The 22,073-nt window shown below is 71.0% G+C and carries 18 protein-coding genes; 7 read left to right on the top strand and 11 right to left on the bottom strand.

Features of this window, described 5'->3' with window-relative positions:
- Position 1 precedes the first annotated feature (1 nt).
- Positions 2 to 202 carry a hypothetical protein gene (locus AC529_RS07115; protein WP_068754895.1) on the bottom strand — a complete coding sequence of 67 codons (201 nt, stop codon included), beginning with the start codon at positions 200 to 202 and terminating at the stop codon, positions 2 to 4.
- 177 nt (positions 203 to 379) lie between these two features.
- On the opposite strand from AC529_RS07115, the gene AC529_RS19535 reads away from it, so the two are divergent.
- Positions 380 to 1,465 carry a TOMM precursor leader peptide-binding protein gene (locus AC529_RS19535; RefSeq protein WP_157080101.1) on the top strand — a complete coding sequence of 362 codons (1,086 nt, stop codon included), beginning with the start codon at positions 380 to 382 and terminating at the stop codon, positions 1,463 to 1,465.
- A gap of 35 nt (positions 1,466 to 1,500) precedes the next feature.
- Complete coding sequence (locus AC529_RS07105) at positions 1,501 to 1,980, top strand: HIT family protein (RefSeq protein WP_157080100.1); 480 nt, start codon at positions 1,501 to 1,503, stop codon at positions 1,978 to 1,980.
- Between the two features lie 358 nt (positions 1,981 to 2,338).
- Here AC529_RS07105 and AC529_RS07100 read toward each other — a convergent pair whose 3' ends face one another.
- Positions 2,339 to 4,531 carry an MMPL family transporter gene (locus tag AC529_RS07100; protein WP_068754892.1) on the bottom strand — a complete coding sequence of 731 codons (2,193 nt, stop codon included), beginning with the start codon at positions 4,529 to 4,531 and terminating at the stop codon, positions 2,339 to 2,341.
- Positions 4,532 to 4,664: 133 nt separating this feature from the next.
- Between AC529_RS07100 and AC529_RS07095 the strand changes: the two genes are divergently transcribed.
- From AC529_RS07095 to AC529_RS07085, 3 genes are all read left to right on the top strand, one after another.
- The gene (locus tag AC529_RS07095) at positions 4,665 to 5,438 is read left to right on the top strand and encodes a TetR/AcrR family transcriptional regulator (protein WP_083948015.1); all 774 of its coding nucleotides are present in this window, start codon (positions 4,665 to 4,667) and stop codon (positions 5,436 to 5,438) included.
- A 229-nt stretch (positions 5,439 to 5,667) separates the two neighbouring features.
- Positions 5,668 to 6,915 carry a neutral zinc metallopeptidase gene (locus AC529_RS07090; protein WP_068754890.1) on the top strand — a complete coding sequence of 416 codons (1,248 nt, stop codon included), beginning with the start codon at positions 5,668 to 5,670 and terminating at the stop codon, positions 6,913 to 6,915.
- A gap of 80 nt (positions 6,916 to 6,995) precedes the next feature.
- A complete protein-coding gene (locus AC529_RS07085; protein WP_068754888.1) occupies positions 6,996 to 7,580 on the top strand; it encodes an RNA 2'-phosphotransferase in 585 nt (194 codons plus the stop codon).
- A 43-nt stretch (positions 7,581 to 7,623) separates the two neighbouring features.
- Here the strand turns inward: AC529_RS07085 and AC529_RS07080 are convergent, their stop codons facing one another.
- The 8 genes from AC529_RS07080 to AC529_RS07045 all read right to left on the bottom strand — a co-directional run bounded on the left by AC529_RS07080 (position 7,624) and on the right by AC529_RS07045 (position 17,744).
- Positions 7,624 to 8,985, bottom strand: a complete 1,362-nt coding sequence (locus AC529_RS07080) for an FAD-dependent oxidoreductase (RefSeq protein ID WP_157080099.1) — start codon at positions 8,983 to 8,985, stop codon at positions 7,624 to 7,626.
- A gap of 308 nt (positions 8,986 to 9,293) precedes the next feature.
- On the bottom strand, positions 9,294 to 11,201 hold the full coding sequence (gene dxs / locus AC529_RS07075; protein ID WP_068754885.1) for a 1-deoxy-D-xylulose-5-phosphate synthase: 1,908 nt from the start codon (positions 11,199 to 11,201) through the stop codon (positions 9,294 to 9,296).
- A gap of 183 nt (positions 11,202 to 11,384) precedes the next feature.
- A complete protein-coding gene (gene mug, locus AC529_RS07070; RefSeq protein ID WP_232306622.1) occupies positions 11,385 to 11,963 on the bottom strand; it encodes a G/U mismatch-specific DNA glycosylase in 579 nt (192 codons plus the stop codon).
- A gap of 92 nt (positions 11,964 to 12,055) precedes the next feature.
- Positions 12,056 to 12,781 (bottom strand): sulfite exporter TauE/SafE family protein, encoded by a 726-nt coding sequence (locus AC529_RS07065; protein WP_068754880.1) that lies wholly within the window; start codon positions 12,779 to 12,781, stop codon positions 12,056 to 12,058.
- 166 nt (positions 12,782 to 12,947) lie between these two features.
- Positions 12,948 to 14,201 (bottom strand): sugar ABC transporter permease, encoded by a 1,254-nt coding sequence (locus AC529_RS07060; protein WP_068754878.1) that lies wholly within the window; start codon positions 14,199 to 14,201, stop codon positions 12,948 to 12,950.
- On the bottom strand, positions 14,201 to 14,986 hold the full coding sequence (locus AC529_RS07055; RefSeq protein ID WP_068754876.1) for an ATP-binding cassette domain-containing protein: 786 nt from the start codon (positions 14,984 to 14,986) through the stop codon (positions 14,201 to 14,203). Before AC529_RS07055 ends, AC529_RS07060 begins: the two co-directional genes overlap by 1 nt.
- Before the next feature lie 207 nt (positions 14,987 to 15,193).
- Positions 15,194 to 16,327, bottom strand: a complete 1,134-nt coding sequence (locus AC529_RS07050; protein ID WP_068754874.1) for an ABC transporter substrate-binding protein — start codon at positions 16,325 to 16,327, stop codon at positions 15,194 to 15,196.
- A 247-nt stretch (positions 16,328 to 16,574) separates the two neighbouring features.
- Entirely contained in the window at positions 16,575 to 17,744 is a 1,170-nt protein-coding gene (locus tag AC529_RS07045; protein WP_068754872.1) for an ROK family transcriptional regulator, read from the bottom strand.
- Positions 17,745 to 17,993: 249 nt separating this feature from the next.
- Here AC529_RS07045 and AC529_RS07040 point away from each other — a divergent pair, with 249 nt between their 5' ends.
- Positions 17,994 to 18,551 (top strand): nucleoside/nucleotide kinase family protein, encoded by a 558-nt coding sequence (locus tag AC529_RS07040; protein WP_068754870.1) that lies wholly within the window; start codon positions 17,994 to 17,996, stop codon positions 18,549 to 18,551.
- 203 nt (positions 18,552 to 18,754) lie between these two features.
- Positions 18,755 to 19,213 (top strand): hypothetical protein, encoded by a 459-nt coding sequence (locus tag AC529_RS07035; RefSeq protein ID WP_068754868.1) that lies wholly within the window; start codon positions 18,755 to 18,757, stop codon positions 19,211 to 19,213.
- Here AC529_RS07035 and acnA read toward each other — a convergent pair.
- Positions 19,203 to 22,016, bottom strand: a complete 2,814-nt coding sequence (gene acnA, locus AC529_RS07030) for an aconitate hydratase AcnA (protein ID WP_198156333.1) — start codon at positions 22,014 to 22,016, stop codon at positions 19,203 to 19,205. The genes AC529_RS07035 and acnA overlap by 11 nt on opposite strands.
- Positions 22,017 to 22,073 lie beyond the last annotated feature (57 nt).

Below are 22,073 nucleotides of genomic sequence, written 5' to 3'. Positions count from 1 at the left end.
GCTACTCCTTGGGCGCGAAACGAACCATCAGTTCTCGAGGAACGATGACGAACGTCTCGTTGGGAAGCACATCCTCCAACTGAGCCAGCGCCTCGGCGTCGGTGAGTCGGTAGCCCTGCACGACGATGTCCCCGCTGTCCGTTTCGTACAGAGTAGGGCACTTCCCGCCAACTGACGTCGTTCCAAGCTTGCGCAGCTTCATACCTCTCCTCCTCGGTAGGTACTCCCAGTTTGTCCGCCTCTCTGCGGAGTCTTCAAAAATTTCCCACCACTACGTCAGCAATCTCAAGCAACCTTGCTCCTTGACCCAACGGCTGCTTCTACCGTCCAGGACCAGGAACTCATCAGTCATCGACCACTTCCGTGAAAGGCGTCAGTTGTGGGTCAGAGCACGGCCGAGGTCCTTCAGGAACCACACACACTCGCTCCCTACGTCCGAATCGGTATTCAGGACGGTCAACTCTTCCTCGGTTTCGGTTCCATTCAACGGGTCTTTGACGACTCGTCCCTCTGGGATCCCTTGATCCGTCTCGCCGACCACTACTCGGCTCCCCGCACTCACGGTGAGGCCGCTGCTTTCCTGGAGCGCGAATGCGGGCTCTCACCTGGGCGTGCTGAGGAAATCGTGGAGATCTTTCGTAGCGGCCACTACCTCATCCCGGCAGGCTCCTACCGACCGGAGGACCGCTACAGCCGCCCCTCCCTGTTCTATAGGCTCTCGGGTGCCGATTCGCAGGAGGTCCAGAAGCGACTGGCGGACAGCCACATCGTCTTCTTGGGCTGCGGCGGTATCGGCAATCTGATGTCGGTCACCCTGGCCACCGCCGGAGTGGGCCAGGTGACCCTCGTCGACGCCGACCACATCGAGAAGAGCAATCTGACCCGGCAGTACCTGTTCACCGAGTCCGACGTCGGTGCAGCCAAATGCGAGGTCCTGGCACGGGAGCTACGCTCCCGCAACCCTGACGTCGAGGTGTGCACGATCAGACGACGGATGACCGACCTCTCCGATCTCGCTGCCCTTCCCGAAGCCGACCTGCTCGTGCTGTCCGCCGATTCCACGGGCATCACCGAACTCGTCAACGCCCACTGCGTCACGACCGAAACAGCCTGGCTCAACGTGTGCTACGTCAACGACATCGCGGTATGGGGACCACTGATCGTCCCCGGGAAGACGGGATGCTGGTCCTGTCGTCCACTGACTGCCCAGGCCCCTTCAGGAAACGCGGAACTCGACGCCTTGATATCCCGCATCAACCGCCGGTACCAGGCTCCCTCGCACGGTCCGACCAACATGCTCTCCTCCGCGTTGGCCAGTCTTGACGCTCTGAAATACCTGGGCGATTTCGGATTTGTGCAGTCACTGGGCCGGAGAGTGGGCGTGTGGACCCACGAACTGCGCCTGGACGAGCAGCCAAGCATCCCCGATCCCGACTGCCCAACCTGTGGTCCGCTCCAGCCCTGACTACACGACCACAACCAACCTCGAAGGAGGTTTCTTTGCCTTCCGCTGCTTCCTGCGTCTTCTGCGCGATCGCCGCCGGGGAGGAGCCCTGCCACCCGTTCTGGGAGGACGAGGACCACCTGGCATTCCTGTCGATCTTCCCCAACACCGAGGGGTTCTCGGTGGTGATCCCCAAGGCCCACCGGCCCAGCTACGTGGTCCGGATGGACACCGACGCCTACCTCGCCCTGCACCTGGCCGCCCGCGAGGCGGCCCGGTGCCTGGACGCCGCGTTCGCGGACGTGGCACGCACCGGGATCATGTACGAGGGATACGGCGTGGACCACGCCCACGCGAAACTGTTCCCCATGCACGGCACCGCGGGCAACGAGGGCGCGGCCTGGCGGGCGGTGCGCTCCTCGGTGGACGTCTACTTCGACCGGTACCGGGGCTACCTGTCCTCCCACGACCACACCCGCGCTGACGATGCGGAACTGGCCGTGCTGGCCGAACGCATCAGGAACTCGAAGCGATAAGAAAAACTTTTCTTCTCTGGGCGACAGCCCGCGAAGACACGTCGTGAAAACACATTCACACAGATTTCCATGAGGGTTGGAAGACCTGGTCCTCCAACCCTCATGTTCTTCGTTTCCGCTGCTAGTTGCTGCCGTCGCCGTTCACGGAAATCTCCTTTCCTCTCCTGGAGCGGACCAGATCGGGACGGATCAGCGAGAATCCCATCTGCTGCGTCCCGAAGTGAAATTAACACCAGACCCCCGGAGGAAAGGGAGAGGTTTCTCCGGATTTCTCGCACGGCTCCGCCCCCGGAGCCGCATTCGGCGGTGTGAGCGGCTCCGGGGGCGGGACCGTCGGCAATCCGGGCTCGGCGCGGGGTCAGGAGCCGACGCCCGCCTCCGCCTTCTCCTCGCGGCGGGGCTGCACGGCCTCCTCGCCCTCGGTGATGCCGATGCGGTCGTGCAGCCGGCGCAGCGGGCCGGGCAGCCACCAGTTGGCGGCGCCGAGCAGGCGCATCGTGGCGGGCACCAGCAGGGCGCGCACCAGGGTGGCGTCCACGACCACCGCCACCGCCAGACCGATGCCGATGATCTTGAGGAACAGCAGGTCGGACACGCCCATCGCGGCCAGCACCACGATGAGCAGCAGCGCGGCGCTGGTGATAATGCGTCCGGTGCGCTGCAGGCCCACCGCCACCGAGTGGGTGTTGTCGCCGGTGGCCAGGTACTCCTCGCGGACCCGGCTGAGCAGGAACAGCTCGTAGTCCATGGCCAGGCCGAAGGCGACGATGATGATGAGGACCAGGAAGGTCGGGTCGATGGTGCCGACCGCGGTGAAGCCGAGCAGGTCGGCCAGGTGCCCCTCCTGGAAGCCCCAGATGACCACGCCCAGGGAGGCGCCCAGGGACAGCAGGCCCATGACCACCGCCTTGACCGGCAGCACGATCGAGCCGAACGCCAGGAACAGCAGGACCAGGGTGGTCAGCGTGACGAACAGCAGGGTCGCGGGCACGGTCTCGACGATGGCGTCGATGTTGTCGAGCTGCTGCGCGGCCGGGCCGCCGACCAGCACCTCGTCGGCGCCCGCGGGGGCGTCGGCACCGCGCACCGCCGCCACCAGGTCCGCGGTGGAGTCGTCGTCGATCTCGCCCTCGTAGGCGACGGTCAGGTGCGCGACGCCGTCCCCGACCCGGCCGACCCCGGCGCCCTCCGCCCCGTCCAGGTCGGCCAGCTCCGCGGCGAAGTCCGCCAGGTCGTCCTCTGCGACGTCCCCGGTGACCACCACGTCGATCTGGCTGACGCCGCCAGCCGGGAAGTCCTCCCGCAGCATCTCGGTGGCCTGGCGGCTGCCGGCCTCGTCGGGCAGGTAGCGCTGGTCGGTGGAGCCGACGTCGAGGGAGAAGAGCGCCGAGGCGAACGCGACCAGCACGGCGGTGACGGTGAGCAGGTAGAGCACCGGGCGCCGCATGACGCTGTGCGCCAGCCGCGACCAGCCCCCCACGCGGTCGTCGGCGCGGGCGCCGGAGCGCCGCCGGGGCAGGGGCAGCCGCAGCGCGTCGATGCGGCGGCCGATGACCCCCAGCAGGGCGGGGAGCACGACGAGCGCGGCGACCAGGTCGAACAGGACGACGGCGATGCCGCCCAGGCCGATGGAGCGCAGGATGGGCTGCGGGAAGAACAGCAGCCCGGCGAAGGCGATGAGCACGGTGACGCCGGAGAAGGCGACGGTCCGCCCGGCCGTGGCCAGGGTGACGGGGACGGCCGAGGCGACGTCGCCGCTGCGGCGCATCTCCTCGCGGAACCGGCTGACCAGGAACAGGCCGTAGTCGATGGCCAGGCCCAGGCCGAGGATGCTGGCCACGTTGACGGCGAACACCGACACCTCGGTGAGGTAGGTGAGGGCGCGCAGCAGGACCATCGCGCCGAGGACCGCCAGACCGCCGACGGCCAGCGGCATCAGGGCGGCGACCACTCCGCCGAAGATGACGACGAGCAGGACCAGCAGCACCGGCAGGGAGATCATCTCGGCGCTCACCACGTCGGTCTCGGCCTGCTCGGACAGTTCGCTCTGGATCGCGACGGAGCCGCCCAGGTAGGTGTCGAGCGGACCGGCGTCGAGGTCGGCGGCGATCGCCTCGAAGGACTCCATCCGCTCGACCTGGTCCTCGCCCACGAGGGTGATGGGCACGTACACCGCGTGCCGGTCCTCGGAGACGAGGATGCCGCGTTCGATGTCGCTGAGGTCCTCGTCCAGGTAGCTGGTGGCCGACTTGACGTACTCGTCGGGCAGGTCGTCGAGGACCCGCTGCACCGCCTTGGCGAAGGTGGGGTTGTCCACCCGCAGCTCGTCGCTGCGGTACACGGCCACGACGTCCACCGCGTCGTGGCCCAGCTCCTCCTCGATCACCTCGGCCGCCCTGGTGGACTCCGCGTCGGGGTCCTCGAACCCCCCGTCGCTGACCGAGCCGAACAGCCCGGTGCCCCACAGCGCGGCGAAGACGACGAACACCACCGTGGCCAGGAGCACCCAGACTCGCCCCCGATAGGTGAACCGGCCGAGCGCAGAGAACATGGACGCGTCTCCCTAGGGCATTGGATTTCAGCAAACGGCGATAATGTTAGCAAACACCGTTAACTCCGGCATACGGCGCTAACTCCACCGAAACAGCCACCGCCAGCCGCATAAACTGTGCTCAAGGAAGGCCATGCACAAGGACACCACCGACCTGCCCACCGGCAACGCCCCGCCCGCCGCCTCCCCGCAACCGCGTCGGGCGCGGCTGCGCGAGGCCGCGTTCACCGAGATCAAGGCGATCGCCCGGCGCCGCCTCGTCGAACAGGGGGCCGAAGGCGTCTCACTGCGCGCCATCGCCCGCGAGATGGGGATGACCGCGCCCGCCCTCTACCGCTACTTCGCCAGCCTCAACGACCTGCTGCTGTCCTTGCAGGCGGACTTCTTCGCCGAGCTGAGCGCCTGGATCACCGACGCCAACACGGGGGTGCCCGAGGAGGACGTCGACGGCCGCCTCCTGGCGTCCCTGCGCGCCTTCCGCTCCTGGGCGCTGGCCAACCGGGCCGAGTTCGCCCTGCTGTTCGGCCCCCGCCCGCCCCACCAGCCCTCCGGACCCCACGAGGAGGCCGCCCTGCGCGAGGGGCAGCGCTTCGCCTCCACCTTCCTCACCCTGTTCAACCGACTGCTGGAGGAGGACCGGATCCCGCTCCCCGACTCCGGCTCCTTCACGCCCGAGCTGTGCCGCCAGCTCGAGCAGTTCGCCCGGAGCGCCGGCATCGCAGGCCGGCACTCCGAGGGGGAGCTGCGCGTGCTCACCGCCTGCTGGGTGCGGCTGTACGGCCTGGTGTGCATGGAGGTCTTCCACAACATGGTGTTCGGACCCGACGACATGGAGCCGCTGTTCGAGGCCGAACTGGCCGACCTGCTGGCGTCGGTGGGTGTCCGGTACCGGCCACCGGAGGGGTGAGCGGAACCGGGGGCGCCCGGCAGGCGTCTCACCGGGTTGTCCACCTGATCCGTCCCGCGCCCCGCGGGATGCCCCAATAGTGTTGACTCCTCCCCAGTACCCCCCGAACACGAAGGACCCTGTCTTGGACACGCCTCGCGGTGGTGAAGCCGTCCCGGCTCCGACCTCTCGGCCCTCCGACCCGCCTCCCGAGAGCAGCGGCCCCCTGCCCTCCGCGCAGGAGACGCCCGTGCCCGAGACCGCACCGGAGGCGCCCGCCCCACCCCGGCCGACCGCTCCCCAGGCCGCCGCGCGCCCCGGCCCCGTGCCCGGCGCGCAGCCCTCATTCGGCCCGCCGACCCTGCACGGGCCGCTGCCCCCCTTCCAGCCCCCGGCCCCCGGCCCCGTCTCCGGCGCGCAGCCCTCCCTCCGCCCGCCGCAGGCCCCGGTCCCCTCCCCCGCGCCGCAGCACCTACAGGCGCCCACCGGATCCCTGCCCGCCGCGCACCTCACCGCCCAGTTCCAGGCCGTCGCGCCCTCCCCCACCGCGACCGGGGCGTGGCCCGCACCTCCGGTGCCCGTCCCGCCGGTGCCCGTCCCGCCTCCCCCCGCGCCGCGGCAGGGCGGTGCCCGGCTGTGGCTGACCGCGGGCGGAGCGGCGCTCGTCGCGGCGGTGTCCCTGGTGCTGTGCGTGGCGCTGACGGTCTCCACCCTGACCGGCGACACGGCCCAGGCGTCCGGCAAACCGCACCGGGACGTCCTCTACGAGGACAGTTGGTTCCACACCGCCAAGAGCATCCCGGTCGACGTGGCCTCGCACCCCTTCTACGACCTGCCCTTCCCCGAGACCGTCGACTGCGAGATCCCCGACTTCGACCCGTCCTCGGCCGCGGAGTGGGAGACCTTCACCGACACGATCGGCCCGTGCCTCAACGAGATGTGGCTGACCCCGCTGGAGGAGATGGGGCTGCGTCCGGAGGAGCCGCACTACGTGGTCCTGGACGAGATCCCCGCGGACCTGCGCGGCGAGTCCGAGGAGGAGGGGGTCACCCTCGCCTACTACCTGGAGCACGAGCTGAGCATCACCATCGTGGTGCCCAACGTGCGGAAGCTGCTGAGCTACCCGAACATGGAGGACGAGCGGATCTGGTACGCGCTGGTCGCCCACGAGTACGGGCACCACGTCCAGGGGGAGACCGGCCTGCTGGACGCGGCGGGCACCCTGGAGCGCAAGGCCGGCTCCGAGGCCGAGGAGCTCAAGGTGGGGCGGCAGATCGAACTGCAGGCCGAATGCCTGGCGGGCACCGGCGTGGCCGTGCTCTCCGGGCACGACGCCGAGGACGTGGCCTTCGTCAACCGCCACTTCAACGAGGACACCGGCGACAGCGACACGCACGGCAGCGCCGCCAACCGCGTGTACTGGTTCGAGGCCGGCGCGACCGCGGAGACCATGGAGGCGTGCAACACCTTCGCCGCGGAGGCCGAACAGGTCCGCTGACCCGCCGCCCCGGGCCGGCCGTGCCCCTGCGGCCGGAAAACCACTGGCCCGGGAATGCAGGCCCGGGCCATACTTGCCGAATGAACCCTGAAGAACTGGTACGTGCCTCGAAGTTCCTCTCCCGGGTGCTGCGGCACCGGCCGGAGGAGGCCAACGTGACGTTGGACGCCGAGGGCTGGGTGGAGGTGGACGCGCTGCTCAAAGGCTGCCGGGCCGCGGGACGCCCCCTCACCCGGGCCGAGCTGGAGGAGATCGTCGCCCGCAACGACAAGCGGCGCTACGCGTTCAGCGAGGACGGCCGACGCATCCGCGCCCAGCAGGGGCACACCGTCGAGGTGGACCTGAACCTGCCCGTGCGCACGCCCCCGGAGGTGCTCTACCACGGCACCGCGAAGCACTCCCTGCCCGCCATCCTCAACGAGGGCCTGCGTCCCATGGGGCGGCACTACGTGCACCTGTCCCCGGACGAGGAGACGGCTCGGCGGGTAGGCGCGCGCCACGGCAGGCCCGTCGTGCTGACCGTGGACTCCGCGCGCATGCACGCCGACGGCCACGAGTTCCGGATCAGCGGCAACGGGGTGTGGCTGGTGGCCGGTGTGCCGCCGCACTACCTGGACGGGCGGTGGATCCCGAAGCGCTCCACGAAGCGGCGGGCGGCCCGGTAGCCCCGGCGGTGCGCGGCGCACCGCCGGGGCCGGTGGGACGGGGTCAGTTCCGCTCGGCCAGGACGCGGCGCAGCTCGGACCAGCCGCTGAGCTTGACCCGCTCCCCGCGGGACAGCTCCGCGCCCAGCGCGGCCTCCGCGGCGTCGATGGCCAGCCAGTCGGCGTAGTCGCTGACCACCACGCCCTTCTCCTTCAGCAGCTCCTCGACGCCGACCTGCGGGGCCCGGGAGGAGCGCAGCGCGGGGGCGTCGTCCAGCAGCGAGCGGACGGTGGCCGCGGCGTCGGACTTGTTGGTGCCGATCACGCCGGTGGCGCCCCGCTTGAGCCAGCCCGCCACGTACTCGCCGGGCAGCGGGTTGCCCTCCGCGTCGAGGATGCGCCCGTCCTCGTGCGGCAGGGTGCGCGTGGACTCGTCGAAGGGCAGGTCGGGCAGGGGGGTACTGGCGTAGCCCACCGAACGCACCACCATGCCCACCGGCAGGGTCTCGCGCTGCCCGGTGCCCACCAGGCGCCCCTCGTCGTCGAGCTCGGTGCGCTCCACCTCCAGGCCCTCGACGTGCTCGGCGCCCACCACCGCGGTCGGCTTGCGCCAGAAGTGCAGCTCGACCCGGCGGCCCGTGCCTCCACCGGAGCGCTGCGCCCATTCGGTGAGGGTGCGCAGGTTGGTGCGGGCGGCCCGGGCCGCGCCCACCATGGCCTCGCTGTTGGGGTCGATGGCGACGTCGGCGGGGTCCACCCCCACCTCCACGCCGTCCAACTGGCCCAGTTCCCGCAGTTCGTTGGCGGAGAACTTGGCCTGGAGGGGGCCGCGTCGGGCGACCACGTGCACCCGGCGCACCTTGCTGGCCGCCAGCACCTGGAGGACGGGTTCGGGGATGTCGGTGCGGCGCAGTTCGTCGACGCTCCGCACGAGGATGCGCGCCACGTCGAGGGCGACGTTGCCCGCGCCGACGACGGCGACCTCCTCGGCGTCCAGGACGAACCGCGACACCTCCAGGTCGGGGTGGCCGCTGTACCAGTTGACGAAGTCGGTGGCCGCGACGCTGCCGGGCAGGTCCTCTCCGGGGACGCCCATGCGGCGGTCCATGCTTGCTCCGGTCGCGTAGACCACCGCGTGGTAGGCGCGTGCCAGGTCGGCCCGGGTGAGGTCGGTGCCGTACTCCACGCAGCCCAGGAAGCGGACGTCGGGGTGTTCGAGGACGCGGGCCAGGGTGTGGGCCACCCGCTTGATGGAGGTGTGGTCGGGTGCCACGCCGTAGCGGACCAGACCGTAGGGGGTGGGAAGGCGGTCCAGTACGTCCACGGCCACCGGCTCACGGGACTGCCGGGTCAGTGCCTCGGCTGTGTAGATTCCTGCGGGGCCGGAGCCGATCACGGCTACCCGCAACGGGTCGGGAGTGCTCATGCGCTCATTGTGACTCATACGACATTCGACCTCTGAGATCAGGGAGTGTCCTGTGGGCGGTCAACGGAGCGCACGGTGAACACGGGGCTTCGCCCAGAAGTCCCCGCTGGTCATCGCCTGCCGTCCCGGCCGGGAGAACAGTGCCGGGGCGGCCCCGGCGCCGACCACGGCGGGACGGCCGGGGGCCGCCTCCGGTCAGGAGGCCGAGAAGGCCGGGACCCGCGGTCCGGTGCGGCGGGCGCCGGACACCCGCCGGGGCGCGGTCCCAGGCCCGCCCCGGCGGTTCGCGTGGTGCGCGCCGGTCGGCGTCAGGAGGCCGGTTCGTCCTCCAGGGACAGCTCGGAGTGCTTGGCCACGATCTCGGTGAGCTGGCGCGCCAGTCCCTGGGCGTCCAGGCCCATCTTGGCAAGGATCCGGTCGCGCTTGGCGTGCTCCAGGAAGCGCTGCTCGACCCCGAAGGTGCGCACCGGCAGGTCCAGGTCGGCGTCGCGCAGGGTCCGCGCCACGGCGTCGCCCACCGCACCGACGCGCCCGTTGTCCTCGACCACGGCGACCACGCGGTGACGGGCCGCCTCGGCCACCAGGGCCGGGTCGAGCGGCTTGACCCAGCGCGGGTCCACGACGGTGACGCCGATGCCCTGGTCGGCCAGCCGGTCGGCGGCCTCGCAGCAGGTCTGGGCCATGGGTCCCACCGCGACCAGCAGCAGGTCCGGGGTGTCGGTGGCGGGGCGGCGCAGCACGTCCATGCCGCCGAGGCGGCCGACGGCGGGGATCGCGGGGGGCACCGCGCCCTTGGGGTAGCGCACCACGGTGGGGCCGTCGTCCACGGCGACGGCCTCGCGCAGCAGCTCGCGCAGCCGCACCGCGTCGCGCGGCACCGCGATGGCCAGGTTGGGCACGACCTGCAGGATGGACAGGTCCCACATGCCGTTGTGGCTGGCGCCGTCGTCGCCGGTGATCCCCGCCCGGTCCAGGGCGAAGGTGACGGGCTGGCGGTGCAGCGCCACGTCCATGAGGACCTGGTCGAAGCAGCGGTTGAGGAAGGTGGCGTAGACCGCCACGACCGGGTGCAGGCCGCCCATGGCCAGGCCCGCCGCGCAGGTGGCGGCGTGCTGCTCGGCGATGCCCACGTCGAAGACCCGGTCGGGGTAGGCCTCGGCGAAGGCGGCCAGGCCGGTGGGGTGGAGCATGGCGGCGGTGATGGCGACGACGTCCTCGCGTTCGGCGCCGATCCGCACCATCTCGTCGCTGAAGACCGAGGTCCACTTCAGCCCGGGGTTGGACCGCTGGCGTCCGGTGGCCACGTCGAAGGCTCCGGGGGCGTGGAACTGGTCCTCGTCGTGGTTCTCGGCGGGCGCGTACCCCTTGCCCTTCTGGGTGAGCACGTGCACGATGACCGGCGCGCCGAAGTCGCGGGCGCGGCGCAGCGCCCGCTCCACGGCGGCGACGTCGTGCCCGTCGATGGGGCCGACGTACTTCAGGCCGAGGTCCTCGAACATGATCTGCGGCTGGATGGCGTCCTTGAGCCCTTTCTTGAACGCGTGCAGCGCGTCGTAGAGCGGGGGGCCGACGACGGGGGCGCGGTTGATCGCGTTCTTGGCGGTCGCCAGCATCTGCTCGTAGCCGCGGGTCATGCGCAGATTGGCGAAGTGCTCGGCCAGGCCGCCGATGGTGGGCGAGTAGGAGCGTCCGTTGTCGTTGACGACGATCACCACGCGGCGGTTCTTGCCCTCGGCGATGTTGTTGAGCGCCTCCCAGGCCATGCCGCCGGTCAGCGCGCCGTCGCCGACCAGGGCGACCACCGTGCGGTCGGTGATTCCGCGCAGTTCGTGCGCTCGGGCCAGGCCGTCGGCGTAGGACAGCGCGGTGGAGGCGTGCGAGTTCTCGATGAAGTCGTGCTCGGACTCGGCGCGCGAGGGATACCCGGACAGGCCGCCCTCCTGGCGCAGACCGGAGAAGTCCTGCCGCCCGGTGAGGATCTTGTGCACGTACGCCTGGTGGCCGGTGTCGAACAGGATGGGGTCGCGCGGGGAGTCGAACACGCGGTGCAGCGCGATGGTGAGCTCGACGACACCCAGGTTGGGGCCGAGGTGACCACCGGTTCGGGCGACCTGGGAGACGAGGAACTCCCGGATCTCGGCGGCCAGCTGGGGGAGCTGCGCCTCGGGGAGTCTCTTCAGGTCGTCTGGGTTGTGCACCGAGTCGAGCAGCGTCACTCTCGTCATTCCCCTCGTATGCAGGACATCGGGTCGGCCGCCGGGCCACGGGCGCCTCCCGTGGGGAGCGGGGACGGACCGAGTCTGGCAGTGGACACGGCCGACACGGGGTCCGGCTTCCGGCGGCTCGGTGGTGGGAACCGGACGAACCACGATCAACCGGCTTCACCACAGGCACACAGCTTATGCCGATTCGCCGCCGAGCGGGGGTGGGGCGGCCCCCTGCTCTGAGAAGCTCTGCCGTGTGCGGGCGGCGGGGGCGATGCCGTGGGCCGCGCACATGCGGCGCAGTTCCGCGGCGATGCCCCGGGTGGTCCAGTGCGCGTTGAGGCCGCTGGGGTTGGGCAGCACCCACACCGGGACCTCGGCGACGGCGTCCTCGGGCGGCTGGGGGCCGATCCGGGCCCTCGGGCGCGCGAACGCCTGCCGGTAGGCGGTGACTCCGAGCACGGCGAGCACGCGCGGCCGGTGGACCCGCAGTTTCGCGGCCAGTGCCCGCCCTCCCGCGCGCAGTTCCTCTCGGGTGAGCTCGTCGGCCCTCGCGGTGGCCCGGTCCACCAGGTTGGTGATGCCCAGGCCCAGGCCGGGAAGCAGGTGCTGCTCCTGCGGGGCCAGCAGGCGCGGGGTGAGGGAGGCGGCGTGCAGCGCGGGCCAGAACCGGTTGCCGGGGCGGGCGAAGTGGTGCCCGCTCCAGGCGGAGTACAGGCCCGGGTTGATCCCGCAGAACAGCACGTCCAGGTCGGGGCCGAGCACGTCGGGCACGGTCCTTGCGCGTGCCGCGGCCAGCTCGGCGGCGTCGGGCCGCCTGCGCCGTGTTCCGCCCCTCGGCCTCCTCCTCGCCTGTCCGTGACCGGTCACAGCAGCGCCCGCACCACGAGCGCGGCCCCCGACAGCGCCACCACCGCCAGCAGGGCCGCTCTCAGGCGCGCCCCGCCCAGCACGCGCCGCAGCGGGCCGGAGAGCAGGAACCCCGCCACCATGAACGGCAGCAGGGCGCAGCCCGCCGCGACCTCGCGGAGCCGCAGTTGGCCGCCCAGGGCCAGCGCGGCCAGCGAGACCAGCACACCGACCAGGAAGTAGCAGCCCAGCGTGGCGCGCACCCGGGGCCCGCTCTCGTGCTGGTAGACCAGCGCGACGGGCGGACCGCCGATGGAGGTGGCCGTACCCATCACCCCGGAGACCACTCCGGCCACGCCCAGGGCGGCCGGGGTCGGGCCGATGCGCAGCGGGCTGAGGCTGGCGGCCACCGCGAGCAGCACGGCCACGCCCACGGCCAGGCCGAGTGTCTCGGGCGCGGCCAGCGCCACCACCCACACCCCGGCCACCGTGCCGACCAGGCGCCCGGCCAGTGCCCAGGAGACGCCGCGCAGGTCGGCGTGGCGCCACTCGGCGCCGACGGTGAGCAGCGGCAGCACCGCGGTGAGCACCAGCAGCGTGCCCGGCATCAGGGTGGGGTCCAGCATCGCGACGACCGGCGCGGCCACCAGTGCCAGGCCCAGGCCCACGCTGCCCTGCACCGCGGCTCCCGCCAGCACGGCAGGCCCGGCCACGGCCAGAAACACCAGATCGGACTCTGTCACGTGAGGCGAGACTAGCCGTCCGCCCGTCCCAGGAGGGCATCGGGACGGGCGGACGGCGCGGGGCCCCGGAGGGGAGGAGGCTCCGGCGCCCCGCCGGGGGTACCGCATGCCGCCGGGAGGAGTGGGTGCGGAGGCGGCACGCGGTCCGGCACGCCCGGCCCCCTACTTATCCCCGGGCGTGCGCTCTTCGGCTGCGTCGGGAGACGGCGTCGAGGATGACCGCGACGAGCAGGACGACCGCGGTGATCATGAACCGCACCGAGGAGTCCATCTGCAACAGGAACAGGCCCGAGGAGATCGCCCCCAGCACCAGGCCGCCCAGCAGGGCCGAGTAGGCGCTGCCGCGTCCGCCGAAGAGGCTGGTGCCGCCGATGACCGCGGCCGCGATGGCCATCATCAGCGCGTCGCCGCCGCCGGTGGACTGGTTCACCGCGAAGCTGCGCGAGACGAACATGATGCCGCCGAGCCCGGACAGGGTGGAGGCCAGGGCGAACACCGAGATCCGGACCATGTCGACGTTGATGCCGGCGCGGCGGGCCGCCTCGGCGTTGCCGCCGACCGCGAAGACCATCCGGCCGTAGCGGGTCTTGCGCAGCACCAGGTCGAAGACGACGACGATCCCGACGAAGATGAGGAACGCCAGCGGCACTCCCTTGTAGGAGTTGAGCACCCACACCCCGCCGAGCACCGGGACCGCCAGCAGCAGGGTGCGCGCGACGATCTCCGTGGGGGACTTGGCGGGCAGCCCGGCGGCGGCGCGGCGGGACTCGCCGTAGAAGGTGAAGCCGGCGTACAGGACGACCGCCGCGGCCGCGATGCTCCAGCCGATCGCGGGAACGAAGTAGGTCTGGGTGAGGTAGCCGATCGGCCCGTCGTAGGGCACGTTGATGGTGCCGTCGGCGCCGAGCAGGTAGAGCTGGGCGCCCTGCCAGCCGATGAGTCCGGCCAGGGTCACCACGAACGCGGGGACTCCGACCTTCGCGAAGATCGTGCCGTGGATGACGCCGATGAGCGCGGCGACCACGACGGCCGCCGCCATCGCGGCGACCTCGTTCCAGTCGTACTGGACCGCCAGGACCGTGGTGACCACGCCGCACACGCCCGCGACCGAGCCGACCGACAGGTCGATCTCGCCGAGCAGCAGGACCATGATCACCCCGGAGGACATCAGTCCGACGGCGACGATCTGCACGGTCAGGTTGGACAGGTTCTGCGGGGACAGGAACTTGTCGTTGAGCGTCCAGAAGACGAGGGCGATGACGAAGAGCCCGACGATGACCGGTACCGAGCCGAGCTCACCGCTGCGCAGCCGCCGCAGCGCGCCGCTGAGCAGGCCGCGCGGGGTGCCGTCGTCCACGATGAGCCGGGGGTCCCGCGCGACCTGCGCCCCCTGGGCCGTACCGGTGGTCTGCTGAGCCATCACGCTTCCTCCGTTCCCGGCACCGCGGCACGGCCGGACCGTCGGGACACGGGGTTGTCGGCGGCCCCGGTGATGGCCGCCACGATCTCTTCGTAACTGGTGTCCTCGATCCGGAAGTCGCCGGCGTTGCGACCCAGGCGCAGGACCACGGCGCGGTCGGCGACGGCACGTACGTCGGCCATGTTGTGGCTGATGAGGATGACCCCGAGCCCCTGGTCCCGGAGCCGCTCGATGAGGTCGAGGACCTGGGCGGTCTGGGCCACGCCCAGCGCCGCGGTGGGCTCGTCCAGCATGACGACCTTGGGGTCGCCCAGCAGGGAGCGGGCGATCGCGATGATCTGGCGCTGGCCGCCGGACAGGGAGGCCACGGGGACGCGCAGGCTGGGGATGCGCACGGAGAGCGAGTCCAGCAGCTCCTGGGCGCGTCGCTCCATCTCCAGTTCGTCCAGTACCCCGACGGCGGTGCGCTCGCTGCCGAGGAACAGGTTGGCCACGATGTCCAGGTTGTCGCAGAGCGCGAGGTCCTGGTAGATGGTGGCGATGCCGAGCTGCTGGGCGTCGCTGGGGCGGTTGACCTTGACCGGCCGTCCCTCCCACAGGATCACTCCGCTGTCGGCGGGGTTGACTCCGGCGATGACCTTGACGAGAGTCGACTTCCCAGCGCCGTTGTCACCCAGCAGCGCCACGACCTCGCCCGGGTGGACGTGGAAGTGGACGTCGCTGAGCGCCTGCACCGCGCCGAACCTCTTGGAAATCCCGGACAGCTCCAGGATCGGTTGCGTCATGACGTTTCCTCGCGGTTCCTCTGGTCGGGCGACCTGCCCGGGAGCGCGGACCGCGGTCCCGGGCAGGTCTCCTGGGGAAGGCGGAGCGGAGCGGGGCGGCATCGGCCTGCTCCCCGGGGTGCGGGGCCGTGGCCGACAGTGCCGCCCCGGCAGTCCGCGGCGCGCCGGGTGGGGCGCCGGCCGCGGCTCCCGCTCCGCTGGGCCCGGTCAGGCCCCGGCTTCCTTGCACAGGTCGGTGTCGGCGTACTCGTCGGTGCAGATCTCCTCGATGGTGTAGAAACCGTCGGAGATGACCGTGTCCTCGATGTTGTCAATGGTCACCGCGACGGGGGTGAGCAGCACGGCGGGGACGGTGTTGCCTTCGCCGTCGGTGGCCTCGGTCAGCGGGTACTCGGCGGTGCCGCTGTACTCCTGCCCGGTGGCGGCGGCGACGGCCATGGCGGCCGCGATGTCGGCCTCGGGGCGGATGGCCTTGTAGACCGTCATGTACTGGTCGCCGGAGAGGATCCGCTGGATGGCGGCGAGTTCGGCGTCCTGGCCGGTGATGGGCGGCAGCTCGTCCACGCCCGCGCTCTTGAGGGCCGCGATGATGCCGGAGGCCAGGCCGTCGTTGGCGCTGTAGACGCCGCTGATGTTGTCGGCGCCGACGGCGGTGATGGCCTGCTCCATCTGCTGCTGGGCCTTGTCGGGCGACCAGTCGGGGGTGTCGTACTCGGCGCCGATCTCGACCTGGCCGTCGAGGATCTCGTGGGCGCCCTCCTTGAAGCTGGCGGCGTTGGGGTCGGTGGGAGAGCCGTTGATCATGACGACCTCACCCTTGCCCGCGGTTCCGGCCTTCTCCATGCCCTCGACGAGCGCCTCGGCCTGGACCCGTCCGACGGTCTTGTTGTCGAAGGAGACGTAGTAGTCCACCCCGCCCTGGGCCAGCCGGTCGTAGGCGATGACCGGGACGCCCTGGGCGTGGGCCTGCTTGACGATGCCGCCCGCGGCCTCGGCGTCGACGGCGTCCAGGACCAGCACGGCGACCCCCTGGGTCAGCATGGCCTCGGCCTGGGACTGCTGCTTGGAGACGTCCTGGTCGGCGTTCTGGTAGGTGACCTCGCACTTGGGACAGAGTTCGGCGATCGCCTCCTCGAAGTAGGGGCGGTCGAACTTCTCGTAGCGGGCGGTCTTGGCATCGGGCAGCAGCAGGCCGATGGTGAAGCCCTCCTCGACGGAGGCGGCGGCCTGCTCGCCTCCACCTCCGCTGGTGGTTGCGGCGCCGCATCCGGCGGCTGCCAGCATCGCCAGGGCGGCGGTTCCCACCGCGACGCGGCGGATGAACCTGTTCCGATTGCTCATCGCTGTGACCTCCTCGGGGCCCACCGTTGTCGGGGGATTGCGGTCCGGCCGTTGTGTGTCGCCGGTCACTCGGTGGACCGATGCGTGAAGTCAAACGGTTGGAACCCTTGTGGTCAAGCTTTGAACGCATAACTGAAATGTTACGAATCTTGGGTTCACGCTTTGAACCCAAAGAAAGCGCAGGTCGGCGGGCTTGAGAACAGATGTTGTGGGCTGTGAAAAGTCGCGGAGGACTCTCAAGATCGATTCAGAACGTGGAGGCAAGCGCGGAGCGCAGCGCCCCGCGCAGCGCGGCCCGTCGTCCCAGCTCACCGGGCACGAGGCGCAGCTCGCCGAGCGCGCTGCCCAGCGCCCCCAGTTCCATCGCCCGCCGCATGGGGTCCAGCAGCAGTTCTCCCGCCTCGGCGATCTCGCCCCCGATGACGACCATCTGCGGGTTGAACATGTTGACCACGATGGCCACCCCCCGGCCCAGCGCAGCGCCCGCCTCGGCGATGATCCGCCGGCAGCCGGGGTCCCCCTCGCAGGCCGCTCTGACCAGGTCCAGCAGTGCGGCGCCGTGCCGGACCCTGCCCTGCTGCGGCAGCATGTCCAGCAGGTAGGGCGCGCCGACCAGGGTCTCCAGGCAGCCGCGGTTGCCGCACCGGCACACCGGGCCGCGCTCGTCCAACCCGATGTGCCCGATCTCCCCAGCGTTGCCGTTGGCTCCCCGGAACAGCCGCCCGCCGATGATCACGCCCGCCCCCACTCCCTGGGAGACGTTGACGTAGACGACGTGCTCCAGTCCTCGGGCGGCGCCCTCGGCGGTCTCGGCGAGGGCGCACAGGTTGGCGTCGTTGTCCACCTGGACGGGCAGCCCCAGGCGTTCTTGCAGCTCGGCCCCTGGGTTGAAGCCCGCCCAGTGCGGCATGCAGGTGATGTCGCCGATGAGGCCGCTGCCCGGGTCGACCGGGCCGGGGACCGACGCGGCGGCGCCCGCCACCATGGACCGGTCCACCCGGGCCTGGGTGAGCAGGGTCTCGGTCAGCCAGACCGCGCGCCGTATCCCGCGCGCGGGGTCCTCGGCCACGTCGTAGTCGATGCTCTCCTCCTGCAGGACGTGGCCCTGGGTGTCTCCCAGGGCCACGGTGACCCGGGAGTGCGTGAAGTCGACGGCCACCAGCACGCCCGGGGGGCGCAGCAGGGTGACCGCCCGCGCGCGACGCCCGTTGGAGGAGGTCTCGCGCACCGACACCGTGCCCATCGACCGCAGGTCACGCACGATGTTGGACACGCTCGCCGCGGACAGCCCGGTGGCGCGGGCGATCTCGGCCTGGGTGAGCGTGCCGCCCCTGCGCAGTGCGGCGACCACCCGTTCCCGGTTGGCCTGCCGCAGGGCAGCCTGCGACCCCGGCGTGACCTGGGCCTCCCTCGTCACTGGCGCTCCTTGGTTCCGGCGGGGCAAAAGCCGTCACAAAGGAGCTTACAAGGCTTGAAGGCAACGGTTTCGACCCGCTTGAAGAAGAAAGTCCGATTCGGCCCCACCGTCCCGGAAGGCACGGGGGAAAGCGCACCGCCGGAACGGGCGCCGGTCGGCGCCTGCGGGCCGCCGCACTGCGGCCCCGGCCGATCGGGTATCACTCCGTGGTGAACGGCGGCTGTCCGACGAGAGACCGGTGGTGACCAGGTGGATTCCGAAGCGGTGACGTCCCTGGCGGAGCTGGCCCGCGACCGGCCCCCGCTGGCCGGGGGCGTGCGGGTGGTGGCGATCGAGGGACGCTCGGGAGCGGGCAAGACGTCCCTGGCCGAGGCGCTCGCCGCGGTGACCGGCTGGCCGGTGTTCCACATGGACGACGTGTACCCGGGGTGGACCGGCCTGGCCGCCTCGGTCGACCTGCTGGCGCTGTGGGTGGTCATGCCGCTGCTCAACGGCGCCGACCCGCGGTGGCGGCGCTACGACTGGGAGCGCGGCCGCCCCGCCGAGTGGTGCACCACCCCCGTCGTGGACGGCCTGATCGTGGAGGGGTGCGGCTGTGGTGCGGCCGAGATCCGCCCCTACCTGTCCACCCTGGTGTGGATCGACGCCCCCGCCGAGGTGCGCCACCGGCGGCTGGACGCCCGGAGCGACGCCGCCGTCTACACCCCCCACCGCGAGGCCTGGGCGCGCCAGGAGGAGGACTTCTACGCCCTGCACACCCCCTGGGAGTACGCCGACGTGGTGCTCGACGGCACCGCACCGTGGTGACCGCCCCGCGGCCGGGCGTCCGCCGTCGTACCCCGTCGAGGCCCGGCTGCGGAGCGGCCCGCCTCCCGGCGCCGAACATGGGGCAACCTGTCATGATTCATGGGCATTTGCCACATTTGTTGGAGTTTCCGTGATGCCCTACCCGTCCCCCACGCTGCCCCGCCCCCACCGCCTCCCGGCTCATCAGCCGCACCGTCGGCATCGTGCTTCTCGCCCTCACCTTTCTCGGCGGGATCCTGCTGCTGCCCGCGACGGCGGGCACCACGATGCTGGTCGGCAGTTGCAGCGGCGTCGTGGACGACGTCCCCGCCTGCGTCAGCTCGCTGCGGGCCGGCCTGGGCTTCGCGCTGCCGTGGCTCGGCTGGCTGATCGGCAGCTTCGGCGCGCTGGGCCTGTTCATCCCGTCCTGGCCGCGGGGCCGCCACGGGTGGCCGTGGCCCCTGGTCGGCGCCGTCTGCTACGCCTTCGGCTTCCTCCTCGCCCTGTTCGGCTTCGAGGGGCTGTTGGGCTGGTTCCTCCCCGCGGTGCCGGGCGCGGCGGACGCACACCCTCCCCGGCAGAGCCGAGGGCCCGCCGCCGTCTCCTGGACGGCGACGGGCCCCCTGTGGGTCGCCCCGGGCCTGGTGGGCCCGCGGGGAGTTCGTGGGACTACTACTTGCTGATCAACTGGCGCAGCACGTACTGCAAGATGCCGCCGTTGCGGTAGTAGTCGGCCTCACCGGGGGTGTCGATGCGCACCACGGCGTCGAACTCGACCCCGGTGTCGGTGCTGACCTTGACGGTCGCGGGGATACGGCCCTCGTTCAGCTCGGTCACGCCGGTGATGGAGTAGGTCTCCTCACCGGTCAGGCCCAGGGAGTCCGCGGACTGCCCCTCGGGGAACTGCAACGGCAGCACGCCCATGCCGATCAGGTTCGAGCGGTGGATGCGCTCGAAGGACTCAGCGATGACCGCACGGACGCCCAGCAGGCGGGTGCCCTTGGCCGCCCAGTCGCGCGAGGAGCCGGAGCCGTACTCCTTGCCGCCCAGCACCACCAGCGGGATGTTCTTGGCGGCGTAGTTCTGCGCGGCGTCGTAGATGAAGGTGACCGGACCGCCCTCCTGGGTGAAGTCGCGGGTGTAGCCGCCCTCGGTGCCCGGGGCGATCTGGTTGCGCAGCCGGATGTTGGCGAAGGTGCCCCGGATCATCACCTCGTGGTTGCCGCGGCGCGAGCCGTAGGAGTTGAAGTCCTTGCGCTCCACTCCGTGCGCCTTGAGGTACTCGGCGGCCGGGGTGCCCGGCTTGATGGCGCCGGCGGGCGAGATGTGGTCGGTGGTGACCGAGTCGCCCAGCTTGGCCAGGACCCGGGCGCCGACGATGTCGCTGACCGGCTCCGGCTCCAGCGCCATGCCCTCGAAGTACGGGGGCTTGCGCACGTAGGTGGACTCGGGGTCCCAGGAGAAGGTGTTGCCGGTGGGCGTGGGCAGCGAGCGCCAGCGCTCGTCCCCGGCGAACACGTCGGAGTACGCCTGCTCGTACATCTCCGCGGCGATCGCGGAGTCGATGACCTCCTGGATCTCCTCCGGGGAGGGCCAGATGTCGCGCAGGTAGACCGGCTGGCCGTCCGAGCCGGTGCCCAGCGGCTCGTTGTCCAGGTCGATGTCCATGGTCCCGGCCAGCGCGTAGGCCACCACCAGGGGCGGCGAGGCCAGGTAGTTCATCTTGACGTCGGGGTTGATCCGGCCCTCGAAGTTGCGGTTGCCGGACAGCACCGCGGTGACCGCCAGGTCGTTGTCGTTGATCGCCTTGGAGATCTCCTCGGGCAGCGGGCCGGAGTTGCCGATGCAGGTGGTGCAGCCGTAGCCGACCAGGTTGAAGCCGAGCTTGTCCAGGTACGGGGTGAGGCCGGAGCGCTCGTAGTAGTCGGTGACGACCTTGGAGCCCGGGGCCAGCGAGGTCTTCACCCACGGCTTGCGGGACAGCCCTTTCTCCACCGCCTTCTTGGCCAGCAGGGCCGCGCCCAGCATGACCGAGGGGTTGGAGGTGTTGGTGCAGGAGGTGATGGCCGCGATGACGACGGCGCCGTGGTCGATCTCGGTCTCGGTGCCGTCGGCCAGGGTGACCTTGACCGGGTTGTGCGGGCGGCGCCCCACCGAGCTGGTGGTGTGGCCGCCGGCGGAGCCGTCGCCGTTGGAGACCGCCGGGGAGTCGGAGGCCGGGAAGGACTCGGCGGACGCCTCGTCGACCTTGGTCTCGATGCCGTCGGTGTGCACGTAGTCGTAGACGTTCTTGCGCCAGGTCGCCTTGGCGTCGGACAGCGCGATGCGGTCCTGCGGGCGCTTGGGTCCGGCGATGGACGGCACCACGTCGGCGAGGTCGAGCTCCAGGTACTCGGAGTACTCGGGCTCCACCGACGGGTCGTGCCACAGGCCCTGGGCCTTGGTGTACGCCTCGACCAGGGCGGTCTGCTCGTCGCTGCGGCCGGTCAGCTTCAGGTAGCGGATGGTCTCGTCGTCGATCGGGAAGATCGCGGCGGTGGAGCCGAACTCGGGGCTCATGTTGCCGATGGTGGCGCGGTTGGCCAGCGGCACCGAGGCCACGCCCTCGCCGTAGAACTCGACGAACTTGCCGACGACGCCGTGCTTGCGCAGCATCTCGGTGATGGTGAGCACCAGGTCGGTGGCGGTGGTGCCGGGGGGCAGCTCACCGGTGAGCTTGAAGCCGACGACCCGCGGGATGAGCATGGAGATCGGCTGGCCGAGCATGGCGGCCTCGGCCTCGATGCCGCCGACGCCCCAGCCCAGGATGCCCAGGCCGTTCTGCATGGTGGTGTGGGAGTCGGTGCCCACACAGGTGTCGGGGTAGGCCTGGCCGTTGCGGACCATGGTGACGCGGGCCAGGTGCTCGATGTTGGCCTGGTGCACGATGCCGGTGCCCGGCGGGACCACCTTGAACTCGTCGAAGGCGGTCTGGCCCCAGCGGAGGAACTGGTAGCGCTCGCGGTTGCGCTCGTACTCGATCTCGACGTTGCGCTCGAAGGCGTCGGGGCGGCCGAACACGTCGACGATCACCGAGTGGTCGATGACCAGCTCCGCGGGGGCCAGCGGGTTGATCTTGGCGGGGTCGCCGCCCAGGTCGCTGACGGCCTCGCGCATGGTGGCCAGGTCGACCACGCAGGGGACGCCGGTGAAGTCCTGCATGATCACCCGGGCGGGGGTGAACTGGATCTCCTGGCTGGGCTTGGCCTTGGGGTCCCAGTTGGCCAGCGCGCGGATGTGGTCGGCGGTGACGTTCACGCCGTCCTCGGTGCGGAGCAGGTTCTCCAGCAGCACCTTCAGGCTGTAGGGAAGCCGCTGGGCGCCTTCGACGGCGTCCAAGCGGAAGATCTCGTAGGACTGATCGCCGACACGGAGCGTGTCACGGCTGCCGAAGCTGTTCGCCGACACGGTTGTTCGCCTCCTGGTCTCGCCACTTTTTCCAAGCATCCTGCCCTAGCGGCACAGCCGGGGCGTCACTGAGGCTTCCCTTACAAGATCACTCCC

Source organism: Thermobifida cellulosilytica TB100, from assembly GCF_001517975.1.
Taxonomy (GTDB): domain Bacteria; phylum Actinomycetota; class Actinomycetes; order Streptosporangiales; family Streptosporangiaceae; genus Thermobifida; species Thermobifida cellulosilytica.
Note: the sequence above shows the minus strand (reverse complement) of the source record. Positions and strands in the feature narration are given on the sequence as shown.

Coding starts and splice junctions, on each gene's coding strand:
- AC529_RS07115 (WP_068754895.1), bottom strand. CDS start 202: ATGAAGCTGCGCAAGCTTGGAACGACGTCAGTTGGCGGGAAGTGCCCT.
- AC529_RS07100 (WP_068754892.1), bottom strand. CDS start 4,531: ATGTTCTCTGCGCTCGGCCGGTTCACCTATCGGGGGCGAGTCTGGGTG.
- AC529_RS07095 (WP_083948015.1), top strand. CDS start 4,665: ATGCACAAGGACACCACCGACCTGCCCACCGGCAACGCCCCGCCCGCC.
- AC529_RS07085 (WP_068754888.1), top strand. CDS start 6,996: ATGAACCCTGAAGAACTGGTACGTGCCTCGAAGTTCCTCTCCCGGGTG.
- AC529_RS07080 (WP_157080099.1), bottom strand. CDS start 8,985: ATGAGCACTCCCGACCCGTTGCGGGTAGCCGTGATCGGCTCCGGCCCC.
- AC529_RS07060 (WP_068754878.1), bottom strand. CDS start 14,201: ATGGCTCAGCAGACCACCGGTACGGCCCAGGGGGCGCAGGTCGCGCGG.
- AC529_RS07055 (WP_068754876.1), bottom strand. CDS start 14,986: ATGACGCAACCGATCCTGGAGCTGTCCGGGATTTCCAAGAGGTTCGGC.
- AC529_RS07050 (WP_068754874.1), bottom strand. CDS start 16,327: ATGAGCAATCGGAACAGGTTCATCCGCCGCGTCGCGGTGGGAACCGCC.
- acnA (WP_198156333.1), bottom strand. CDS start 22,016: ATGCTTGGAAAAAGTGGCGAGACCAGGAGGCGAACAACCGTGTCGGCG.